The sequence below is a fragment of the Asticcacaulis aquihabitans genome, assembly GCF_032490435.1.
Classification (GTDB): Bacteria; Pseudomonadota; Alphaproteobacteria; order Caulobacterales; family Caulobacteraceae; genus Asticcacaulis.
On the sequence record NZ_JAVGWM010000001.1, the window covers coordinates 1,428,066 to 1,446,024 of the forward strand.

The window sequence follows — 17,959 nt, forward strand, 5'->3', positions numbered from 1 at the left end:
CCCCAAATCATATTAAAACGAATAGCTGCGCAAGACCTGCCCGGCTTGCTGTCGCTATGTTTCGGCGTGTCCAGTCAACAATGTAAAACGTCCTCCCCTGAAACCAGGAGAGGACGTCAAGTCTTAGCTAAGCTCAAACGCCGCATGGCTCCTCGCATAAGCTCGGGCGGCCAGTCGGCCTTGCCAAGCGTCATGAGTCAAAAGTCATGACGCTTGTATTATAGGCTTTTAGTTTACGGTCGGCTTGCCGACAGTCAGGTTTTCGCCGTCGAAACCGACATGGATGACGTCACCGTCCGTCACGGATCCGCTGAGGATCTTGCGGGCGATTTCATCAACCAGCAGCTTCTGGATCACCCGCTTCAACGGCCGTGCGCCATAGGCGGGGTCATAGCCCTTGTCCGCCAGATAGGTTAGCGCCGCGTCGTCGATAGACAGGGTCATATCGCGATCCTTCATCAGCTTTTCCAGCCCCTTGAGCTGGATGCGGACGATATCGTGCATGTGCGCCCTGTCGAGTCGGTGGAACAGGATCATCTCGTCGATCCGGTTGAGGAATTCCGGACGGAAGTGCCGGCGCACCACATCCATCACCAGAGGCCGCACGGTTTCGACCGACGTGTTGTCATCGATATTGACCAGGACGTCCGAGCCCAGATTGGAGGTCATGACGATCAGGGTATTGCGGAAATCAACCACACGCCCCTGCCCGTCCGTCAGGCGTCCGTCATCAAGGACCTGCAACAGGATATTGAAGACATCCGGGTGCGCCTTTTCGACTTCGTCGAACAGGACCACCTGATAGGGACGCCGGCGGACCGCTTCCGTCAACGCACCGCCCTCATCGTAACCGACGTAGCCCGGAGGCGCGCCGATGATGCGGGAGACCGAGTGCTTTTCCATGTATTCCGACATGTCGAGACGCGTGATAGCCGTTTCATCGTCGAACAGGAATTCAGCCAGCGCCTTGTTGAGTTCCGTCTTGCCGACCCCCGTCGGGCCAAGGAACAGGAACGAACCGATGGGGCGGTTCGGGTCCTTCAACCCGGCGCGCGCGCGGCGCACCGCATCCGCGACGGCGACCAAGGCCTCGTCCTGGCCGACCACGCGGGACCTCAGCACATCTTCCATGCGCAAAAGCTTGTCACGTTCGCCTTCCAGCATCTTGTCGACCGGAATGCCGGTCCAGCGCGACACCACCTGAGCGATCTGGGCCGAATCGACCACTTCCGGCGTCAGGGGGGAATCGGCGTCGGGCTGAGCGGTTTCCGCCCGTTGTAACGCTTTTTCCAGGGCCGGGATGATGCCGTACATGATCTCTGAGGCCTTTTGCAGGTCGCCGGCACGTTGGGCATTGGCCAGGTCGATGCGCGCGCGATCCAGGGCTTCACGCGACCGAGCGGCCGAGCCGACCTTGTCCTTTTCCGCCTTCCAGCGGCTGGTCAAGGCCATGGACTTGCCTTCCAGGTCTTCAAGCTCTTCGGACAGGCGTTCCAGACGGGTCCGCGATCCGGCATCGGTTTCCTTTTGCAGGGCCTCGCGCTCGATCTTGAGCTGCACGATGCGGCGGTCCAGCTCGTCCAGTTCCTCGGGCTTGGAGTCTACCGCCATGCGAACGCGGGACGCCGCCTCGTCGATGAGGTCGATGGCCTTGTCCGGCAGGAAGCGGTCGGCGATGTAGCGGTTCGACAGGGTGGCCGCAGAAACGATGGCGCTATCGGAAATGCGTACGCCATGGTGGATTTCGTACTTTTCCTTCAGGCCGCGCAGAATGGAAATCGTATCCTCGACCGTCGGTTCGCTGACGAACACCGGCTGGAAGCGCCGGGCCAGGGCCGGATCCTTTTCGACGTGCTTGCGGAATTCATCGAGCGTGGTGGCGCCGACGCAGTGCAATTCACCCCGCGCCAGGGCGGGCTTGAGCAGATTTGAGGCATCCATGGCGCCATCGGACTTGCCCGCGCCGACTAGGGTGTGCATCTCATCGATAAACAGCACGATCTGGCCTTCGGCCTGGGTCACTTCGTTAAGCACGGCCTTCAGGCGCTCCTCGAACTCACCGCGATACTTGGCACCCGCAATCAGCGCACCCATGTCGAGCGACAGGAGCTTCTTGTCCTTGAGCGATTCCGGCACGTCGCCATTGACGATACGCTGAGCCAATCCTTCGACGATGGCGGTCTTACCCACGCCGGGTTCACCGATCAGAACCGGATTGTTCTTCGTCCGGCGGGCCAGGACCTGGATGGTACGGCGGATTTCCTCGTCGCGGCCGATGACTGGATCGATCTTGCCGTCCAACGCGGCCTGGGTCAGGTCGCGGGCGTATTTTTTCAAGGCATCAAAGCCGCTTTCGGCGGAGGCGCTGTCAGCCGGCTTGCCCTTTCGGAAGGCCGCCTGCGCGTCCTTCAGCTTACCGAGCGAAATGCCCGCCGCCTTGAGCACGGCCGCGCCTTCGGTGTTATCGACGGCGGCGACAAGCAGGCGGTCGGCGGTCACGAAGGAGTCGCCTGCCTTGTTGGCATCGGCTTCCGCGTCGCGAAACAGCTTGGCCGTATCGTTATGCATATAGAGCTGAGCGCCCCCGGTCACGGCCGGTAATTTACCCAGGGCCGTATCGACCGCGGCGCTGAATGCGGCAGCATTGCCACCCGCGAGGTTAATCAGTTGCGGGCCAAGCGACTCCTTGTCCTCGGTCAAGGCCTTGAGCACATGGAGCGGCGTGAAATATTGGTGGTTTCGCGCCTGGGCGATGCCCTGCGCGCTTTGGATAAGCTTTTGAGTTTTTTCGGAATATTTTTCGATATTCATGTCTATTCGTTCCCCGTTTCGGCGGATTGGATTTCGCTCCGTCCTCGTCACAAGCAACGATGCGATAGTGACGATATGGTGTGGCATTTGGGCTACACAAGGGGGCTTTATGGCAAAATTTCGTCTCCCGAAAGGACTGGCGCAGCGCGGCCAAAATGCCTATAAACGCGGTCATGAACGCCAAAATCTTCTACCCCGCCGCCGCCCTGATCGCGATCCTCCTGATTGCGTTGAGCTTCGTCTGGCCGCAGGGCCAGGGCCAGCGCTCGCCGGCGCCGTTTGGGCACGCCATCGAGAAGCCCGACTATTTCCGCATGGTCCGGGAGCGCGACGCCCGCCTGAAAAAGCAGGCCGAAGACAAGGCCCGCGACGCGCAGGAAGCGGCGAATGCCAGCGCAGCCGCCGCCAGCCTGGCCGACAGCAGCGCCGGCCAGTGAGCCCCTTCCAGTGAGCCTGCTGATCTTCGGCTATGGCTTTATCGGCGCCGCTTTTGCCGAAGCCGCCCGCGCCGCAGGCCATACCGTTGTCGCCACGGTCCGCTCACCCCATCGTCGTGAGACCCTGGATCGGCTGGGTATTAAGGCTGTGTCTGTCGACGACAACATGGAAATGACTCAGGCCGTAGCCGCCGCGTCCGGAATACTCGTTACACCGCCGCCCGGTGACGACGGGTGTCCCGCCTTTGCTAAGATGTCTGAAAATGACATCCGCGCAAACGACCCATCCGGCAAATGGATCGGCTACCTGTCCACCACCGGCGTATACGGCAATCGCAACGGTGGCTGGGTCTTCGAAGACTCACCACTCGAAGCCACCGCCGTCGAAGGCCGCCGGCGCCGTCTGGCCGAAAGCCAATGGCTCAGCGTCGGCGCGCAGATCTTCCGCCTGCCCGGCCTATACGGACCGGGCCGCAACGTCATCGACCGCCTGCGCGACGGCACCGCACGCCGCATCCATAAACCCGGCCACGTTTTTTCCCGCCTGCATCACGACGACTGCGCCGCCGCCCTGATGGCCAGCCTCAACCATCCCCGTCCTGGCGGGATATATAATCTCTGTGACGATGAACCCGCCCCGGCCGACACTGTGCTGGAATACGCCGCGGACCTGACCGGACTGCCCCTGCCACCGCGCGTCGCCTGGGACCCTGCCGCCTTCAGCCCGACGATGCAACGCTTCTATGCCGACAACAAACGCGTATCGAATGCCCGCGCCAAGGCCGAACTGGGCTGGCGCCCGCGCTATCCCACCTATCGTGAAGGCCTGACCGCCATTTTCACGGCTATACAAACGGACAAAAAAGACTAGCCTCGGCGGCGACTCAATGGAGTGCGCCATGGCCGATACTAGGACCTTTCTGATTACCGGCGCTTCCTCCGGTATCGGTGCGCAATTCGCCCGCGCCTACGCCCAGCGCGGCTACAATCTGATCCTCGTCGCCCGCCGCCTCAACCGTTTGCAAGACCTGGCGGCGGAGTTGACGGCGAAACACGGCATAGCCGTCACCTGTCTTGATGCCGATTTGAGCGACCGCGCGCAGGTAAAGGCCCTGGTCGCGCGTATAAGGGAAATGAATCTATCCCCGGACGGCCTGATAAATAATGCCGGCTATTCCCTGGCCCACACCTTCGCCAGCACGACCACGCAGCAGCAGATGGATTTTGTCGAGGTCTGCGTCATGACGCCGACCTATCTGGCGCGTGAATTCCTCGATCCCATGCTGGCCCGCGGGTTTGGTCGCATCATCAATGTGTCGTCCATGGTCGCCTTTTCCCCTGGCGCGGCGGGACACACCCTGTACCCGGCGGCCAAGGCCTATATGTTGAAATTTTCGCGATCTCTGGCGGCGGAAGTCGCTTACAAAGGCGTGAATGTCACGGCCCTGTGTCCCGGATCGACCGAATCCGAATTCCAGACCGCCAATGGAATGGCCGCCGCCGTCGGTACATCCCCGTCGCGCTTCGTTCAGTCGGCCGAAGCCGTGGTCGAAGCCGCTATCCGCGCCAATGAAGCCGGTCGCGAAGTCATCGTCACCGGCCTGATAAACAAGCTGGCGGTCTTCCTGATGACCTACCTCCCGGACGGTCTGGTGACCCCGCTGATCCGCTGGGGCGCCAAAAAATATCAACTATAAAAAACGAGTTTGAGATGACCGATGCGCCTGCCTCCGAAGCCACCCATTACGACCTGATTATCATCGGCTCCGGCGCGGGCGGCGGCACCCTTGCCTACGCCCTGGCCAATACCGGCAAATCCATTCTTATCATCGAACGCGGCGAAGAATTGCCCGTCGAGCCGCAGAACTGGGACCCGAAGGCGGTTTTTATCGATCATCGCTATCGCACCAAGGAACAGTGGCTGGACAAGGACAATCGTCCGTTCACGCCCAACACCAACTACTGGGTCGGCGGCAACACCACCTTCTATGGCGCCGCCCTGATGCGTATGAAGCGGCGCGATTTCGAGGCGGTCGAACACAGCGACGGCCTGTCGCCCGCCTGGCCGCTCGATTACGACGACTATGCCCCGTGGTATACCCAGGCTGAGGCCCTGTGGCAGGTTCACGGTCAGCGCGGCACCGACCCGAACGACCAGCCCGACGATCCGCCCTATCCCTTTCCGCCGCTGATCGACGATCCTGGCGTCGCTAAGTTGAAAAGCCATTTCCAGGCCCAGGGCTGGCATCCGTCATCCCTGCCGCTCGGCGTCAAGCGCGATGACGCCCTGCCTCTCACCTCGAAATGCGTGCGCTGCAATACCTGCGGCGGCTATCCCTGCATGCTGAAGGCGAAATCCGACGCCCGATCCATAGTGCTCGATCCCATCCGCGACCTGCCCAATGTCACCATCCTGCCCGGTCACAAGGTCCTGCGTATCGAATCGACCGGTTCAAGCGTGACCGGCGTCGTAACCCAGACAGCGGAAGGCACGGTGCAGACCTTCCGCGCCGATCTCTACGCCCTGGCCGCCGGTGCGGCCAACAGCGCGGCCATCCTGCTGCAATCGCATTCCGCTTCGCATCAGAACGGCCTGGCGAACAGTTCCGGGCTGGTGGGGCGCAACTACATGTTCCACACGACCTCGGCGGTGATCTGCATCCTGCCCGATCGATTCGATTCGAGCTTCCCCAAGACCTTCGCCGTCAACGACTTTTATTTCGGTGAACCCGATTACCCCTATCCGATGGGGCAGATTCAACTTTTGGAATATATGTCGGGCCAAACCCTGGAAGGCCAGATTTCCGACATCATCCCGCCGGGGCTCGTGCCCGACGTCCTGAGCAACGACCTGGCGCGCCACATGGTCGCCTTCCTGACGATGAGCGAAGACCTGCCGCGCGAGGAAAACCGCGTGACCCTGACCGACAGCGGCCAGATCAAGCTGACCTACACGCCGAACAATCTAGAGGCGCATACGCGGCTAACCCGCAAGCTGGAGGTCGCGCTGCGCACCTTCAGCCTGCGTCAGCACACGCTTTTCGAACCCAATTTCCGCATCGACAGCCTGTTGCCGCTTTACGGCACCGCCCATCAATGCGGTACGATCCGGTTCGGCAAGGACCCGTCACGCAGCGTGCTCGATACCAATTGCAAGGCGCACGACCTGGACAATCTCTATGTGGTGGATTCGTCCTTCTTCGTGTCAAGCTCGGCGGTCAACCCGACCCTGACCATCGTCGCCAACGCCTTGCGCGTCGGCCAACATCTGGCGGAACGCATGCGCTAAGGTCCTGCTAAAGCCCGTTCAGGCGACCCGCGCTCTCAGACTCGCCACCATCTCCACCAGCAGGTCCAGGTCCTGAGGTCGCGACAGCCGGTGATCACCGTCCTTGATCAGATGCATATGGGCGTCCGGCGTCGTTAACGTTTCCAGCAGCCGCAATCCGTGCTGCCACGGCACGACGTCGTCGCCCATGCCGTGCAGGATGCGCACCGGCCCGTCGAACGCTATGGCGGCGTTGAGCACCTCATGCGCCGCCGCCTCATCGAAGAAGGCCTGCGACAACGGCACCGGACGATCATAGCCCGGCATCATGTAGACGCCGGATACCTCAAGCTGCCGGCGATCCTCCGGCGACAGGGAGGCCAACATCAACGCCGTCGCGAAATCGGCGGCGGGGGCCAGGAAACCGGCGGCCGCAACCCGGTCCGGCCTGGCCTTGATCAGCAGTGACAGCATGTGACCGCCCATGGACGATCCGACACAGACCAGGCGCCCCTGGGTCAACCGGTCGGTGACGGCCAACACATTGTCGAACCATCGGCCGACCCTCGCTTCGGTGAAATCGCCGCCGGTTTCCCCATGGGCGAAATAGTCGAAACAGAGAAAATCCCAGCCGCGTGCCTTCGCTTCGGCCGTCAGTCTGGTAATCTTGCTGCCGGTCATATCCGACAGGAAGCCGCCCAGCCACAGAATGGTCGGGCCGTCCCCCGTCACATGACGGTAGGCGATGCGGTCCGAAGCATCCAGAAAGGCGGCGGGCTCTTGATTTGGCATGTTTTCCATGGTCATTGCATAGCCATCCCTTCGCCCGCGCACAAGGCACCATGACGAACCCCTCCTTCACCGGCTGCGTCCTGCAGGTCGTTCCCGAACTTGACACCGGGGGCGTCGAACAGACCGTGGTCGATGTCAGCGCGGCGATCATCGCCGCCGGCGGGCGCTCCATCGTCGCCACCAAGGGCGGACGGCTGGAAACGCAACTGACGCGCCAGGGCGCCACCGTGGTCCACATTCCGGTGCACAGCAAGCATCCGCTTGTCCAGCTCAAGAACTATCACGCCCTGCGCCGCCTGATCCGCACCGAAGGCATCGATATCGTCCACGTGCGGTCACGCGCCCCGGCGCTGGCGGCCATCCGGGCGGCCAAGGCATCAGGTGTGCGGTCGGTCGCTACCTACCACGGCATCTACAACGCCAAATCGGCGATCAAGCGCTGGTACAACAGCCTGATGACGCGCGCCGACATGACCATCGCCAATTCGGACTATACGCGTGCCCATATCCTGGCCACATATCCCAAGGTGCCGCCGGAACGGGTGATCAGCATTCCGCGCGGCATCGACATGAAACGGTTCGACCCCGAAGGCTTCGATGTGCGCAAGATCATGACGCTCGAAGAGGACTGGGGCCTGACCGCCGGCGATGGCCGCATCCGCTTCCTGCTGGCCGGACGGCTGACGCGCTGGAAAGGCCAGGAACTGATCGTCGAGGCCGCCAATCTGTTGCGATTGCAGGATATCGACACCTTCGCCGTGGTCATGGCCGGCGACGACCAGGGACGCGGCGACTATACGCAAGGTCTGCGCGACCGCATTGCCAGCTATGGCCTGAGCGAACAGATACGGCTGGTCGGCCATGTCTCGGACATGCCCTCGGCCTATACAGCCTGTCATTTTGCCCTTGCGCCCTCGCTCGATCCGGAAGCCTTCGGACGCACCGCCGTGGAACCCCAGGCCATGCAGCGCCCGCCCTTGGCCGCTGCACATGGCGCCACCGTAGAGACGGTCCTGCCGGGCGAAACGGGCTGGCTGGTCAAGCCTGGCGATGCTCAGGCCTGGGCCGACGCCATGAAAGCGGCCATCCAGATGCCGGAGGCCGACCGGTTCGAAATGGGCCGGCGCGCACGCGCCCATGTCCGTGATCAGTACAGCCTGCCGCTTATGTGCGAACGCACACTTGACGTTTACAGGGCGCTTCTTATCTTGAACACGCGGCCATATCGCCTTTAATGCCTCCGCGCACGGCTAAATTCCTGAAAATTTAACCTATTGAGGCTATGGGGGTTGATAGTTAACCCCTGTTTCGGCATAATCCCGCGCACCATTTACAGACTCAAGGAGAACGACCTATTCGTCGCCCGATTCAAGCACCGCCCCCCAAAGACGGCCCCCGCATCAACAATGAGATCAAGGTTCCCCGTGTTCTGTTGATCGACGCCACCGGCGAAAAGCAAGGCATCATGCCGACCTCCGCCGCCCTGGAAGCCGCTGAAGAAGCTGGTCTGGATCTCGTCGAGGTCTCTCCAACCGCCGATCCCCCCGTCTGCAAGATCCTCGATTACGGCAAGTACCGTTTCCAGGAGCAGAAGAAGAAGGCCGAAGCGCGCAAGAAGCAGAAGGTCGTCGAAATCAAAGAAATCAAGCTTCGCCCGAATATCGATATCCACGATTATGAGGTGAAGGCCAAGGCGATGACGCGCTTCTTCGAAGAAGGCGACAAGGTCAAGGTGACGCTTCGCTTCCGTGGACGTGAAATGGCCCACCCGGAACTTGGCATGAAGCTGCTCCAGAAGGTCAAGGCCGACTTCGAGCCCACCACTAAGGTCGAATACGAACCGAAGATGGAAGGCAAGCAGATGATCATGATCCTGGCGCCGAAATAGGCCTCCGATCCATCCAGACAAAGCCCTGCGCAAGCGGGGCTTTTTTGTTAAGGCGCTCCATGTCCCAGTTTCTCAAATTCGACCGCGCAGACGTCACGCCCGAACAGGACCGTCCTGCCCCGGAACGCGTATTGGATGGCGACCCGCAGTTTACCACCTGGCTGCTGGAAACTTCGCCTGACGAAAAGACCTATGCCGGATACTGGGCGGCAACACCCGGCACATGGCGGGTCAGCTACGACGAATGGGAATATTGCACCCTTCTCGAAGGCTTGGCCATCGTCACCGAAGACGGCCGGCCGCCGGTAACGCTCACCCCCGGCGACCACATCGTCTTCCGGGCCGGGTATCAGGGCCAGTGGCAGGTCATCGAACCGGTTCTGAAGACCTTTGTGATCATTCTGCCGTAACGCCAGCGCACAGCGCTACCTTACGCCGATGGCCCAAAAGCAGGCCGGTACCGCCAACAGCAGCATCATTGCAAACGAGATCATAAAGCCCTGCATCGTGCTATCGGCAGCAGCGCGTTTTTCCGGATCTTTCGTTACGCCCATGGCGATGATGCAGATAAGCCCAAGACCCAGGTCGATGAGGGATAACCCGAAGGGCCAGGTCAGCGCCGCCACTTTCGCAGAACCATCCTTATTTGGTATGCAGTCGACGATCAGAATTAATCCCAATATCACCGCGTTCACGATGACAATGGCTTTCAACGGAGTCATTTTCATCGCGCAGCCTCCATCAGACGCTGTTCGACCGCGGGATCGCGGTAAAACAGGTTCATCGTATCAAAGGGGATAATGCGACCGTCCTTATGGACAATATGGACGCAGGCTTTTTTGACGCCACGCACATCGAAATCGTGCGCATCGTAAAACTTCATGACAATGACGCGGAACAGATTGGCATAGGTCAACGCACCAAACGCCGTTTCCGTTTCAACCTGCGGCAGGCAACACATGATATCGGCGATGGTGTCGGTGCAGTCGGCTGGCGAATTACCGGTCGAGAATAGCTTGATCAGCTTGGCCTGAACCTCTGGCATGGTTTCGAAATTGACCGTGTTGCGCGATGTGCCCAGTAATTCTTCCGGGCTGAAATAACGGGTCAAAGGCACGATATCGTCGCCCAGTTTCAGCGCGTACCCCATCATGATTGCGTCCGGATGGCACGGCACGGGCACCAGATCCTCCGGCACAAATATGTCGCTCTGGTCGAGGATCGCCTGGCGCACTTCAGATAAGGTGATGCGATCAGTGGCGGGGTTAAAATGTTCGGTTCGTCCGGCCACCTGGGTCGGCTGGAAAGTGACGCCGCGCACGCACGCCTGACTACGGGCAAAGCGCAATATGTCGCCGATTTCGTGGTCGTTCAAACCTTTTTGCAACGTGACAACAAGGGTCGTAGAGATGTTGAACGCATTGAGATGTTCTATGGCTTGCTGGCGGCTTGCGCGCAAATCTTCACCGCGCAGCGAGATCAGGGCGTCGGCATCGAACGAATCGAACTGCAGGTAGACTTCGATACCGGGCATGTAGCTGCTTAGACGCTCAACGAAGCCGCGATCCTTGGCGATCCGGATTCCGTTGGTATTGATCATGAGATGGCGGATCGGGCGCGCCTTGGCCATATCCATCACGGCGAAGAAATCAGGATGCAAGGTCGGTTCGCCCCCTGACAACTGCACCACGTCGGGTTCACCTTCGCTGGCGACAACGATGTCGAGCATTGTCTCGATTTCGGCCAGGGAGCGGTGGCGGCCGTGACTGGGACTCGACGCGGCGTAGCAGGTCGGACATGTCAAATTGCAGCGGTCGGTCAATTCGATGATCGATACGCAGGAATGCTGTTCGTGATCGCTGCACAAACCGCAATCGTAGGGACAGCCGCGTTCGACCTTCATACCGAACTTGCGCGGCATGTCACCCGGCTTGTTAAAGTCGCGCGTCTTTTTGTAATAGGCAATATCTGTGGAAATCAGCACCTTTTCCTTGCCGTGATCCGGGCAGGTCTTGAGCATATAGACGCGATCATTCTGGAAAATAATCTTGGCTTCCAGCTTTCGATAGCAGGTAGAACAGACGGAATTCGTCAGCTCGAAAAAGATGTAGTCACGCGTGGCCATTCCGAACCTCCCCCAAGACTCGCCAGGCAAAATAGGCGGCGTAGTAAGCCAGTGCCACCAGGGCGCTGACCTGAAGCCAGGAGAGCCCCGGCACAGCCCGCAAGGCATCTTCCGTAGCTACATTTTGAACGATGTTCAAGCTACTTGTCAAGCTGTAGGTTGTAACGGGCTTGATAAATTCTATCAGGAAACGCCAAGCACAGTACGCCACGATAAAAATCTTGAACAGATCGCCCTCACGGAGCTTCACGCGCTGGTGCACTATAAACAAAGCCAGACCCAACGCCGCCAGGAATACCATTTCGTACCCCGGTGTCGGGTGACGGATGACCCCATCACCCGCGTCGAAGCCCGTGACCAGGTGGGTGGCGTTACCCCAAGTGCCGTCGCTGACGCCGGTAAGAAGGCAGCCGATGCGGCCGATGAAAATGGCAGTCAGAAGCGGGAAGACGTAGATGTCGCCCGTGGAGCGCGTTATGCCTGCGGCCGCCTTAACCGCTTCAACGCCAATCAACCCGCCCAGTAATCCCCCTAGAATGGTTTTCGCGGCGAAAAAATAGAGCGGATTATGCAGGGCCCGCCGCCACAGGTCCGGATGTTCCGCAAAACCCAGCATTTTTGATCCGAGAGCCGCACCAACGACGGCCCCCAGCAAAACGGTCATACGTGTCTTGTCGCCGATGGTATCGGACTGGGCACGCCTCAGCCAGAGATAGAGGCGAAAGCCCACCGCGTAGGCCAAGGTCTCGAAAACGAGATGTGCCGGCAGGGCCATACCGAACAGATCAAACACGACGGGAAAATGCATGATCTGAACACATGCCTGCATTTTCTGCACATCGGCAAGACCTTCGAGACGGTACCTGGCGACTATTGATTTGAGATGTTTTGAAAACGGCGGCTTTTTCTGAAGACCTTTGTGATCATTCTGCCGTAACGGCCTTGCGCCGGACCAGTGCCGCCGGCGAAAAGCCGGTAATCAGCGCCACGCCGACAATGATCAGGGCCGCGCCGCCCAAGCCCATCAGGCCGATGTGTTCGTGCAGCACCAAGGCGCCCCACACCATGCCGAACACCGGCACCAGAAAGGTCACGGTCGTAGCCGATGCAGCGCCAACCTCGTCAATCAATTTGAAATAGAGGACGTAGGCGATCCCGCTGCAAGCAATGCCCAAGGCCAGTACGCACAACATCACCCACGGATCGGGCATGGCGGCGGCGGGGAAGAAAGGTGTGGCCGGAGCGATGAGAACCGTTGCGGCCCACATGCTGCCGTGCGCATTTGAAAAGGCATCGACACTCTTGGCTACCTTCGAATAGAGCGCAGCTATGGCGTAGCAGGCGGCCGCGGTCAGCCCGGCGGCAACGCCCAGCATCATACCGGGCGTCAGACGAGCACCATCAAAGCCGACCAGTATGGCAACGCCGGCCACACCGAGCGCCAGCCCGGCGACCGTCTTCATCGATAGCGCGGTCCGCAGCCATATCGCTCCGAAAATGGCGCCCCAGATGGGCACCGTGGCGTTCAGAACCGATAACAGCGACGCCGGCAGGATTCGCGAGGCCCAGGCAAACAACAGGAATGGCAGGGCGGTGTTGAAAAAACCGAGGATCGCGAAATGCTTCCAGTGCGCCATGATATCGAGCGGCTTTTTCCACAGGAATGCCAGGCCCAGAAGGAAGACCGCCCCCAACAGAACCCGCGACTGAATCAGAAGCACAGGTCCCAGGACGGGCGCCGCAATATGCATGAACAGGAAGGATCCGCCCCAGATAGCGCCTAATATGATCAGTTTGACAAGACTGGCGGCGGGCATGAGGATCTCCTTTTCAGCACATGGCGGGTCTATAACCACAGATAGGTGCAGGGTCGCTCCGCTTCTTGCGGTCACAGCCGGTTTGTCAGGATCGTTACGCCGATTGGCGGATTCTTTCCGAAATGGCGATCTTGGCGCGAACCCAAGCTACAGCCGAGCACACCATATTCGCCGAACATCACGCACTTGCGATAAAGAAACTGTCGCAATGGCGTGCAAATCATTTATAACCGCACGAATGTCAAAACCCGATACCAGTGTTGCGTCCACGGACGATCTTGCCGTGTCCGAGCCGGCATCTGTGATCCCCGCCCCTGAAAACGAAGAGGACGATGATCGTGACGACCGCACCTTTTTCCGGTCGCGCTTGCTGCGAAATATCCGCAGCGCCCTGAAGGAAAACGGCCCGCTGGCGGCCATGTTCGCCGTGGTCTTCGTCAATCTGGTCGGTTTCGGCATTGTCGTCCCCTTGATGCCCTTCTTCGCCCAGAGCCTGAAAGCGCAGGCCTGGCAGGTGACGCTGATGTTCACCACCTACTCCTTGGGCCAGTTCTTCGCCGAACCTTATTTCGGCCGCCTGAGTGACCGCATCGGGCGCAAGCCCATCCTGATCGTCACCACTGCCCTGAGCGTGCTGTTCTATCTCCTGCTCGCCTTTTCGCCCAATATTTGGGTGGCCATTCTCATACGGTTTTTCAGCGGCCTGAGTTCCGGCAATATATCGACGATCCAGGGCTATGTTTCCGATGTGTCGCCACCGGAAAAACGGTCCGGCCGCATGAGTCTGATCGGCGGCGCCTTTTCGCTCGGCTTCATCATCGGTCCGTTCATCGGAGGTATGCTGAGCCACGAAACTGCCGCCGGAGGCAGCCAGTTTCGGCTGCCGCTTATAGGGGCTGCCATCCTGTCGGCTATCGCCAGCTTCGGCGTCATGCTGTTTATACGCGAAAGCCGCCAACGCCGCACCAAGGCCGAAGCCGCCCAGCCCAATGTTCTAAAGACGGCTCAGGAAGCCGTGCGCAACCCGGTCATCCTGCGCGTCATCCTGGCGACCCTGTGCTATATGGCGGCCTTTGCCGGCTTAGAATCCACCTTCGGCCTGTGGGCCGAGGCGCGCTTTCACTGGGGGCCTAAGGAAATCGGCGCCATCTTCCTGCCGCTCGGCATCGCCGCCGCCCTGATGCAGATGGTTTTCATGCGCCCCCTCGTGCGCCGCTACGGCGAAACCAAGGTTCTGGCGACCGGGCTGTTCGTTTTCGGACTGAGCTTTGTGTTGCAAGGGGTGAACAGCATCAACTGGCTGATCGTCCCGATCGTCATGCTGGGCGCGCTGGGTCAGGCGGTTATTTTTTCATCGATCTGCGCCATCATTTCCCTGTCGACGCCACCGGACAAGCAAGGCGCCATGCTGGGGCTGAACATGTCGGCCGGTGCGGTTGCCCGCATCAGTGGACCAATGTTCGCCGGCTTCTTCTTTTCGGTGCTGGGCCCCGACGCGGCGCTGTGGATGGGTGCGGGCATGACCTTGCCGGCGGCATTGCTGGCCCTACAGGTCGGCAAGTTGCGTAAACAGCAGGCGAAGCTTCTGGCAGAACAGGGGCAAGCATAGATGGATCGTTTTCAAGCCGACTGGCATCGCTTCCACCCCAACACGCACCCGGTCGGGCATTTGCTGCGCCAGGCCGACGGCTGGAACCTGACACGCTTCCATCTGCTGCCGGACAACCGCAAGGCCGCACACGATCATGCCGAACTGCGCGCCCTGCTCGATCGCTTCAATACGGTCGCCACCGCGGCTTTGGGCGAAGGTGCACCCTGTCATCTGGTCGCGCTGCAATCGCCAAACCAGGACAAACGCCACCGCGCCCGCATGGAACGTCTTAAGCGGCGCTATGACCTCATCCCCGGCTGGGAATTCCATTCAACCTCGGACCAGTTGAGCTATATCGTGTGCGCCGGCGAGGTAACGTGGACGACCAACGGCTTCAACCGTCTGTTGCTGCATATTTACCAGACCGATTTTTGGGACATTATGTGGATGAACCGCGACACCGGCGCCATCTTCAGGCCCTATGACGCCGGCGCCGACATTTCCCAGCCGACGCCGAACGATCTGATCGCGCGGATTTCCACCTTCTATGGCTGGCTGCCCACCGGCGGTATGGGCTTTATCAATTTCAATCAGGCCCAGATGGCGACGGCCCGGTTCCAGGTGACAAAGCCCTGCGCCGAAGCGATTCAGCGCGTGATCGCCGCTCAGACCAAATAGTCAGCCCCCAATCATGTCGCGCCATTTGCGCCCCAGGACTGCGTAGTCGGGATCGGCCGGATAATCGATCTCGTCAGGGCCTATGAGATAGAAGGCCTGCTTGGATCGGGTCCAGATGTGCCCCGCCGGGCGCAGCCATGTCGCATCGTCCAGCGTCCCGCCCTTGATGTTGAACGTCTCGGCCTCGGCGGTACGACCATGGAACAGGCGAGTGCCGCATCGGCGGCAAAACTCACAAGTCTTGGTCTTGCCGCTGTCGGCGGTGATTTCGAACACTGCCGGTTCACCCGATACCTCGACATCGACAGCGCGCACCTTGACCGACTCGCCAAAGGCCGAAGACGACTGCTTCTGGCAATGGGTGCAGTGGCACAGATAAAAGACGACCGGTGCGGCCTTGAGCCTGTAACGCACATGGCCGCACTGGCATCCGCCGGAAACGGGAAACTGAGGAAGTTGCAACGACATTGGCCCTCCATGTTATAGAGTCGCCCCCACTATAGGGCATTTTGTGGCGATGCGGGCTACCTTGAGACTCCGCTTGCCTTCGCCGTCCTTTTCCTGTAACACCCGCCGTTCTTGCGCGTGGTCCGCCACGCCGCTTGACACACTTCCGACCCGACGGGCCAAAAGGCATGCCTTGGCGGGTCTTAATTCCTATAGAGGGCGGCTTTAATACAGCCGTACATGAAATGCCCAAGTTGAAGACCAAGTCGGGCGCTAAAAAGCGTTTCCGTATCACTGCTTCAGGCAAGGTAAAGGCCGGCGTCGCCGGTAAGCGCCACCGTTTGATCTCGCACAATTCGAAGTACATCCGTCAAAACCGGGGTACCGAAGTGATGTCCGCCCCGGACATCGTGAAGATCAAATCCTACATGCCTTACGCCTAAGAGGAGCAGACACATATGGCTCGCGTTAAAAGAGGCGTAGTTTCCCACGCCCGTCACAAAAAAGTTCTGAAACTTGCCAAGGGCTTCTACGGCCGCCGCAAGAACACCATCCGCACCGCCAAGGCCGCCGTCGATAAGGCCGGCCAATACGCTTACCGTGACCGCAAGGTCAACAAGCGTAACTTCCGCGCCCTGTGGATCCAGCGCATCAATGCCGCTGCCCGCCTGGAAGGCTTCACCTATTCGCAATTTATCCACGGTCTGAACGTGGCCGGCATCGACATGGACCGTAAGGTTCTGTCCGACGTCGCCATGCATGACCTGAATGGCTTTAAGGCCATTGCGGACAAGGTGCGCTCGGCTCTGGCCTGATTTTCTGATCAGACCTGAACATAAGAACCCCGCACCTTTACCGGTCGCGGGGTTTTTTGTGCTTTCGCAATCTGCCGGCTTTACCGCGCCCAGCTCAACACGCCTCTTGTCGAAAATGCTTACATTTTGTCGGGAAGCGCTCTAAACCAGCCCATCGCCTTTTGGCACTTCTTCTCTAAAAGATACGAAAATGACCGCCTACACCGACCTGCAAAGTGAAATCGAAGGCGAAATCGCCGCCGCCGCCGACCTGGGCGCGCTGGATGCCGTGCGCGTTTCGGCGCTGGGCAAGACCGGCCGCATTTCCGGCCTGCTCAAGACATTGGGCGCCCTGCCGCCGGAAGAGCGTAAGACGACTGGCGCCGCCATCAATGCCGTGCGTGACGCCATCCAGACACAGCTCGATGCCCGCAAGGAAACGCTTGAGGCCGAGCATCTGGCCCAGCGACTGCAAAACGAACGCATCGACCTGTCCCTGCCGTCAGCGCCGCGCCCGAAGGGCGGCGTCCACCCGACCTTGCAGGTCATGGATGAGATGATCGCCATCTTCGCCGAGATGGGCTTCGAGGTCGCCGAAGGACCGGACATCGAAGACGACTTCCACAATTTCACCGCCCTGAACTTCCCCGAGAAGCATCCGGCGCGCGAAATGCACGACACCTTCTTCTTCAATCCGGATGAAAACGGCGTGCGCAAGCTGCTGCGCACCCACACCTCACCGGTCCAGATTCGGTCCATGGTGTCGGGCAAGCCGCCGTTCCGCCTGATCGTGCCGGGCCGCGTCTTCCGCTGCGACTCCGATCAGACCCACACGCCCATGTTCCACCAGATCGAAGGCCTGGTCATCGACCAGACGGCGCATATGGGGCATTTGAAATGGGTGCTGGAGACGTTCATTTCTCGTTTCTTCGAAACCAACGATGTCACGACCCAGTTCCGCCCCCATCACTTCCCCTTCACCGAGCCGTCCGCCGAAATGGACGTGCGCTGCTCGTGGGAAAAGGGCGAACTGAAGGTCGGCACCGGCGACTCGTGGTTGGAAATCCTGGGCTGCGGCATGGTTCATCCGAATGTGCTGAAAGCGTGCGGCATCGATCCGGACGAATATCAGGGCTTTGCCTGGGGGATGGGCGTCGATCGCCTGGCCATGCTGAAATACGGCGTGCCGGACCTGCGCGACATGTTCGCCGCCGATACCCGCTGGCTTGGCCACTATGGTTTTAGTGGCTTCACCGCCCCGAACAGCGCCTCCGGTCTCTCCTAACGCTTATTGCCGGGCGGTACGCCGCC

Annotated in this window: 19 protein-coding genes; 12 read left to right on the forward strand and 7 right to left on the reverse strand. The window is 60.1% G+C overall.

Annotation, left to right across the window (positions count from 1 at the left end):
* Window positions 1-228 precede the first annotated feature (228 nt).
* Window positions 229-2,811, reverse strand: coding sequence for an ATP-dependent chaperone ClpB (clpB, locus tag RCJ00_RS06555; protein ID WP_316220972.1), 2,583 nt, complete (start codon window positions 2,809-2,811; stop codon window positions 229-231).
* A gap of 155 nt (window positions 2,812-2,966) precedes the next feature.
* Between clpB and RCJ00_RS06560 the strand changes: the two genes are divergently transcribed.
* From RCJ00_RS06560 to RCJ00_RS06575, 4 genes are read left to right on the forward strand one after another with little or no spacing between them, the layout of a single operon-like run.
* Window positions 2,967-3,248, forward strand: a complete 282-nt coding sequence (locus RCJ00_RS06560) for a hypothetical protein (protein ID WP_316220973.1) — start codon at window positions 2,967-2,969, stop codon at window positions 3,246-3,248.
* A gap of 10 nt (window positions 3,249-3,258) precedes the next feature.
* Window positions 3,259-4,119, forward strand: coding sequence for an SDR family oxidoreductase (locus RCJ00_RS06565; protein WP_316220974.1), 861 nt, complete (start codon window positions 3,259-3,261; stop codon window positions 4,117-4,119).
* Window positions 4,120-4,147: 28 nt separating this feature from the next.
* The gene (locus tag RCJ00_RS06570) at window positions 4,148-4,945 is read left to right on the forward strand and encodes an SDR family NAD(P)-dependent oxidoreductase (RefSeq protein WP_316220975.1); all 798 of its coding nucleotides are present in this window, start codon (window positions 4,148-4,150) and stop codon (window positions 4,943-4,945) included.
* A 14-nt stretch (window positions 4,946-4,959) separates the two neighbouring features.
* The gene (locus RCJ00_RS06575; RefSeq protein WP_316220976.1) at window positions 4,960-6,537 is read left to right on the forward strand and encodes a GMC oxidoreductase; all 1,578 of its coding nucleotides are present in this window, start codon (window positions 4,960-4,962) and stop codon (window positions 6,535-6,537) included.
* Window positions 6,538-6,555: 18 nt separating this feature from the next.
* Here RCJ00_RS06575 and RCJ00_RS06580 read toward each other — a convergent pair whose 3' ends face one another.
* Window positions 6,556-7,308, reverse strand: a complete 753-nt coding sequence (locus RCJ00_RS06580; protein ID WP_316220977.1) for an alpha/beta hydrolase family protein — start codon at window positions 7,306-7,308, stop codon at window positions 6,556-6,558.
* A 50-nt stretch (window positions 7,309-7,358) separates the two neighbouring features.
* Here RCJ00_RS06580 and RCJ00_RS06585 point away from each other — a divergent pair, with 50 nt between their 5' ends.
* From RCJ00_RS06585 to RCJ00_RS06595, 3 genes are all read left to right on the forward strand, one after another.
* On the forward strand, window positions 7,359-8,543 hold the full coding sequence (locus RCJ00_RS06585; RefSeq protein ID WP_316220978.1) for a glycosyltransferase family 4 protein: 1,185 nt from the start codon (window positions 7,359-7,361) through the stop codon (window positions 8,541-8,543).
* A gap of 131 nt (window positions 8,544-8,674) precedes the next feature.
* Window positions 8,675-9,196, forward strand: coding sequence for a translation initiation factor IF-3 (gene infC, locus RCJ00_RS06590; RefSeq protein WP_031238200.1), 522 nt, complete (start codon window positions 8,675-8,677; stop codon window positions 9,194-9,196).
* A 59-nt stretch (window positions 9,197-9,255) separates the two neighbouring features.
* A complete protein-coding gene (locus RCJ00_RS06595; protein ID WP_316220979.1) occupies window positions 9,256-9,606 on the forward strand; it encodes a cupin domain-containing protein in 351 nt (116 codons plus the stop codon).
* A 15-nt stretch (window positions 9,607-9,621) separates the two neighbouring features.
* Here RCJ00_RS06595 and RCJ00_RS06600 read toward each other — a convergent pair whose 3' ends face one another.
* The 4 genes from RCJ00_RS06600 to RCJ00_RS06615 form a co-directional block, all read right to left on the reverse strand.
* On the reverse strand, window positions 9,622-9,924 hold the full coding sequence (locus RCJ00_RS06600) for a hypothetical protein (protein WP_316220980.1): 303 nt from the start codon (window positions 9,922-9,924) through the stop codon (window positions 9,622-9,624).
* Window positions 9,921-11,321 (reverse strand): radical SAM protein, encoded by a 1,401-nt coding sequence (locus RCJ00_RS06605; protein ID WP_316220981.1) that lies wholly within the window; start codon window positions 11,319-11,321, stop codon window positions 9,921-9,923. Before RCJ00_RS06605 ends, RCJ00_RS06600 begins: the two co-directional genes overlap by 4 nt.
* The gene (locus tag RCJ00_RS06610) at window positions 11,308-12,129 is read right to left on the reverse strand and encodes a prolipoprotein diacylglyceryl transferase family protein (protein WP_316220982.1); all 822 of its coding nucleotides are present in this window, start codon (window positions 12,127-12,129) and stop codon (window positions 11,308-11,310) included. The genes RCJ00_RS06605 and RCJ00_RS06610 overlap by 14 nt, the downstream gene beginning before the upstream one ends.
* A gap of 115 nt (window positions 12,130-12,244) precedes the next feature.
* On the reverse strand, window positions 12,245-13,138 hold the full coding sequence (locus RCJ00_RS06615) for a DMT family transporter (RefSeq protein ID WP_316220983.1): 894 nt from the start codon (window positions 13,136-13,138) through the stop codon (window positions 12,245-12,247).
* A gap of 238 nt (window positions 13,139-13,376) precedes the next feature.
* On the opposite strand from RCJ00_RS06615, the gene RCJ00_RS06620 reads away from it, so the two are divergent.
* Both RCJ00_RS06620 and RCJ00_RS06625 read left to right on the forward strand, forming a co-directional pair.
* Window positions 13,377-14,747, forward strand: a complete 1,371-nt coding sequence (locus RCJ00_RS06620; RefSeq protein ID WP_316220984.1) for an MFS transporter — start codon at window positions 13,377-13,379, stop codon at window positions 14,745-14,747.
* Window positions 14,748-15,407: a DUF3885 domain-containing protein gene (locus tag RCJ00_RS06625; protein ID WP_316220985.1), complete on the forward strand. Its 660-nt coding sequence runs from the start codon at window positions 14,748-14,750 to the stop codon at window positions 15,405-15,407.
* Here the strand turns inward: RCJ00_RS06625 and RCJ00_RS06630 are convergent, their stop codons facing one another.
* Window positions 15,408-15,875 carry a GFA family protein gene (locus tag RCJ00_RS06630; RefSeq protein ID WP_316220986.1) on the reverse strand — a complete coding sequence of 156 codons (468 nt, stop codon included), beginning with the start codon at window positions 15,873-15,875 and terminating at the stop codon, window positions 15,408-15,410.
* A 224-nt stretch (window positions 15,876-16,099) separates the two neighbouring features.
* Between RCJ00_RS06630 and rpmI the strand changes: the two genes are divergently transcribed.
* From rpmI to pheS, 3 genes are all read left to right on the forward strand, one after another.
* Window positions 16,100-16,297 carry a 50S ribosomal protein L35 gene (gene rpmI / locus RCJ00_RS06635; RefSeq protein WP_023456780.1) on the forward strand — a complete coding sequence of 66 codons (198 nt, stop codon included), beginning with the start codon at window positions 16,100-16,102 and terminating at the stop codon, window positions 16,295-16,297.
* A gap of 15 nt (window positions 16,298-16,312) precedes the next feature.
* Complete coding sequence (gene rplT, locus RCJ00_RS06640) at window positions 16,313-16,669, forward strand: 50S ribosomal protein L20 (protein ID WP_316220987.1); 357 nt, start codon at window positions 16,313-16,315, stop codon at window positions 16,667-16,669.
* A 190-nt stretch (window positions 16,670-16,859) separates the two neighbouring features.
* Window positions 16,860-17,933, forward strand: coding sequence for a phenylalanine--tRNA ligase subunit alpha (gene pheS / locus RCJ00_RS06645; protein ID WP_316220988.1), 1,074 nt, complete (start codon window positions 16,860-16,862; stop codon window positions 17,931-17,933).
* The last annotated feature ends 26 nt before the right edge of the window (window positions 17,934-17,959 follow it).

What these genes read in the sequence shown, in the direction of transcription:
- clpB (WP_316220972.1), bottom strand. Translation starts at nt 2,811, where the DNA reads ATGAATATCGAAAAATATTCCGAAAAAACTCAAAAGCTTATCCAAAGC.
- RCJ00_RS06560 (WP_316220973.1), top strand. Translation starts at nt 2,967, where the DNA reads ATGCCTATAAACGCGGTCATGAACGCCAAAATCTTCTACCCCGCCGCC.
- RCJ00_RS06570 (WP_316220975.1), top strand. Translation starts at nt 4,148, where the DNA reads ATGGCCGATACTAGGACCTTTCTGATTACCGGCGCTTCCTCCGGTATC.
- RCJ00_RS06575 (WP_316220976.1), top strand. Translation starts at nt 4,960, where the DNA reads ATGACCGATGCGCCTGCCTCCGAAGCCACCCATTACGACCTGATTATC.
- RCJ00_RS06580 (WP_316220977.1), bottom strand. Translation starts at nt 7,308, where the DNA reads ATGCCAAATCAAGAGCCCGCCGCCTTTCTGGATGCTTCGGACCGCATC.
- RCJ00_RS06585 (WP_316220978.1), top strand. Translation starts at nt 7,359, where the DNA reads ATGACGAACCCCTCCTTCACCGGCTGCGTCCTGCAGGTCGTTCCCGAA.
- RCJ00_RS06595 (WP_316220979.1), top strand. Translation starts at nt 9,256, where the DNA reads ATGTCCCAGTTTCTCAAATTCGACCGCGCAGACGTCACGCCCGAACAG.
- RCJ00_RS06600 (WP_316220980.1), bottom strand. Translation starts at nt 9,924, where the DNA reads ATGAAAATGACTCCGTTGAAAGCCATTGTCATCGTGAACGCGGTGATA.
- RCJ00_RS06605 (WP_316220981.1), bottom strand. Translation starts at nt 11,321, where the DNA reads ATGGCCACGCGTGACTACATCTTTTTCGAGCTGACGAATTCCGTCTGT.
- RCJ00_RS06610 (WP_316220982.1), bottom strand. Translation starts at nt 12,129, where the DNA reads ATGCATTTTCCCGTCGTGTTTGATCTGTTCGGTATGGCCCTGCCGGCA.
- RCJ00_RS06615 (WP_316220983.1), bottom strand. Translation starts at nt 13,138, where the DNA reads ATGCCCGCCGCCAGTCTTGTCAAACTGATCATATTAGGCGCTATCTGG.
- RCJ00_RS06620 (WP_316220984.1), top strand. Translation starts at nt 13,377, where the DNA reads ATGTCAAAACCCGATACCAGTGTTGCGTCCACGGACGATCTTGCCGTG.
- RCJ00_RS06625 (WP_316220985.1), top strand. Translation starts at nt 14,748, where the DNA reads ATGGATCGTTTTCAAGCCGACTGGCATCGCTTCCACCCCAACACGCAC.
- RCJ00_RS06630 (WP_316220986.1), bottom strand. Translation starts at nt 15,875, where the DNA reads ATGTCGTTGCAACTTCCTCAGTTTCCCGTTTCCGGCGGATGCCAGTGC.
- rpmI (WP_023456780.1), top strand. Translation starts at nt 16,100, where the DNA reads ATGCCCAAGTTGAAGACCAAGTCGGGCGCTAAAAAGCGTTTCCGTATC.
- rplT (WP_316220987.1), top strand. Translation starts at nt 16,313, where the DNA reads ATGGCTCGCGTTAAAAGAGGCGTAGTTTCCCACGCCCGTCACAAAAAA.
- pheS (WP_316220988.1), top strand. Translation starts at nt 16,860, where the DNA reads ATGACCGCCTACACCGACCTGCAAAGTGAAATCGAAGGCGAAATCGCC.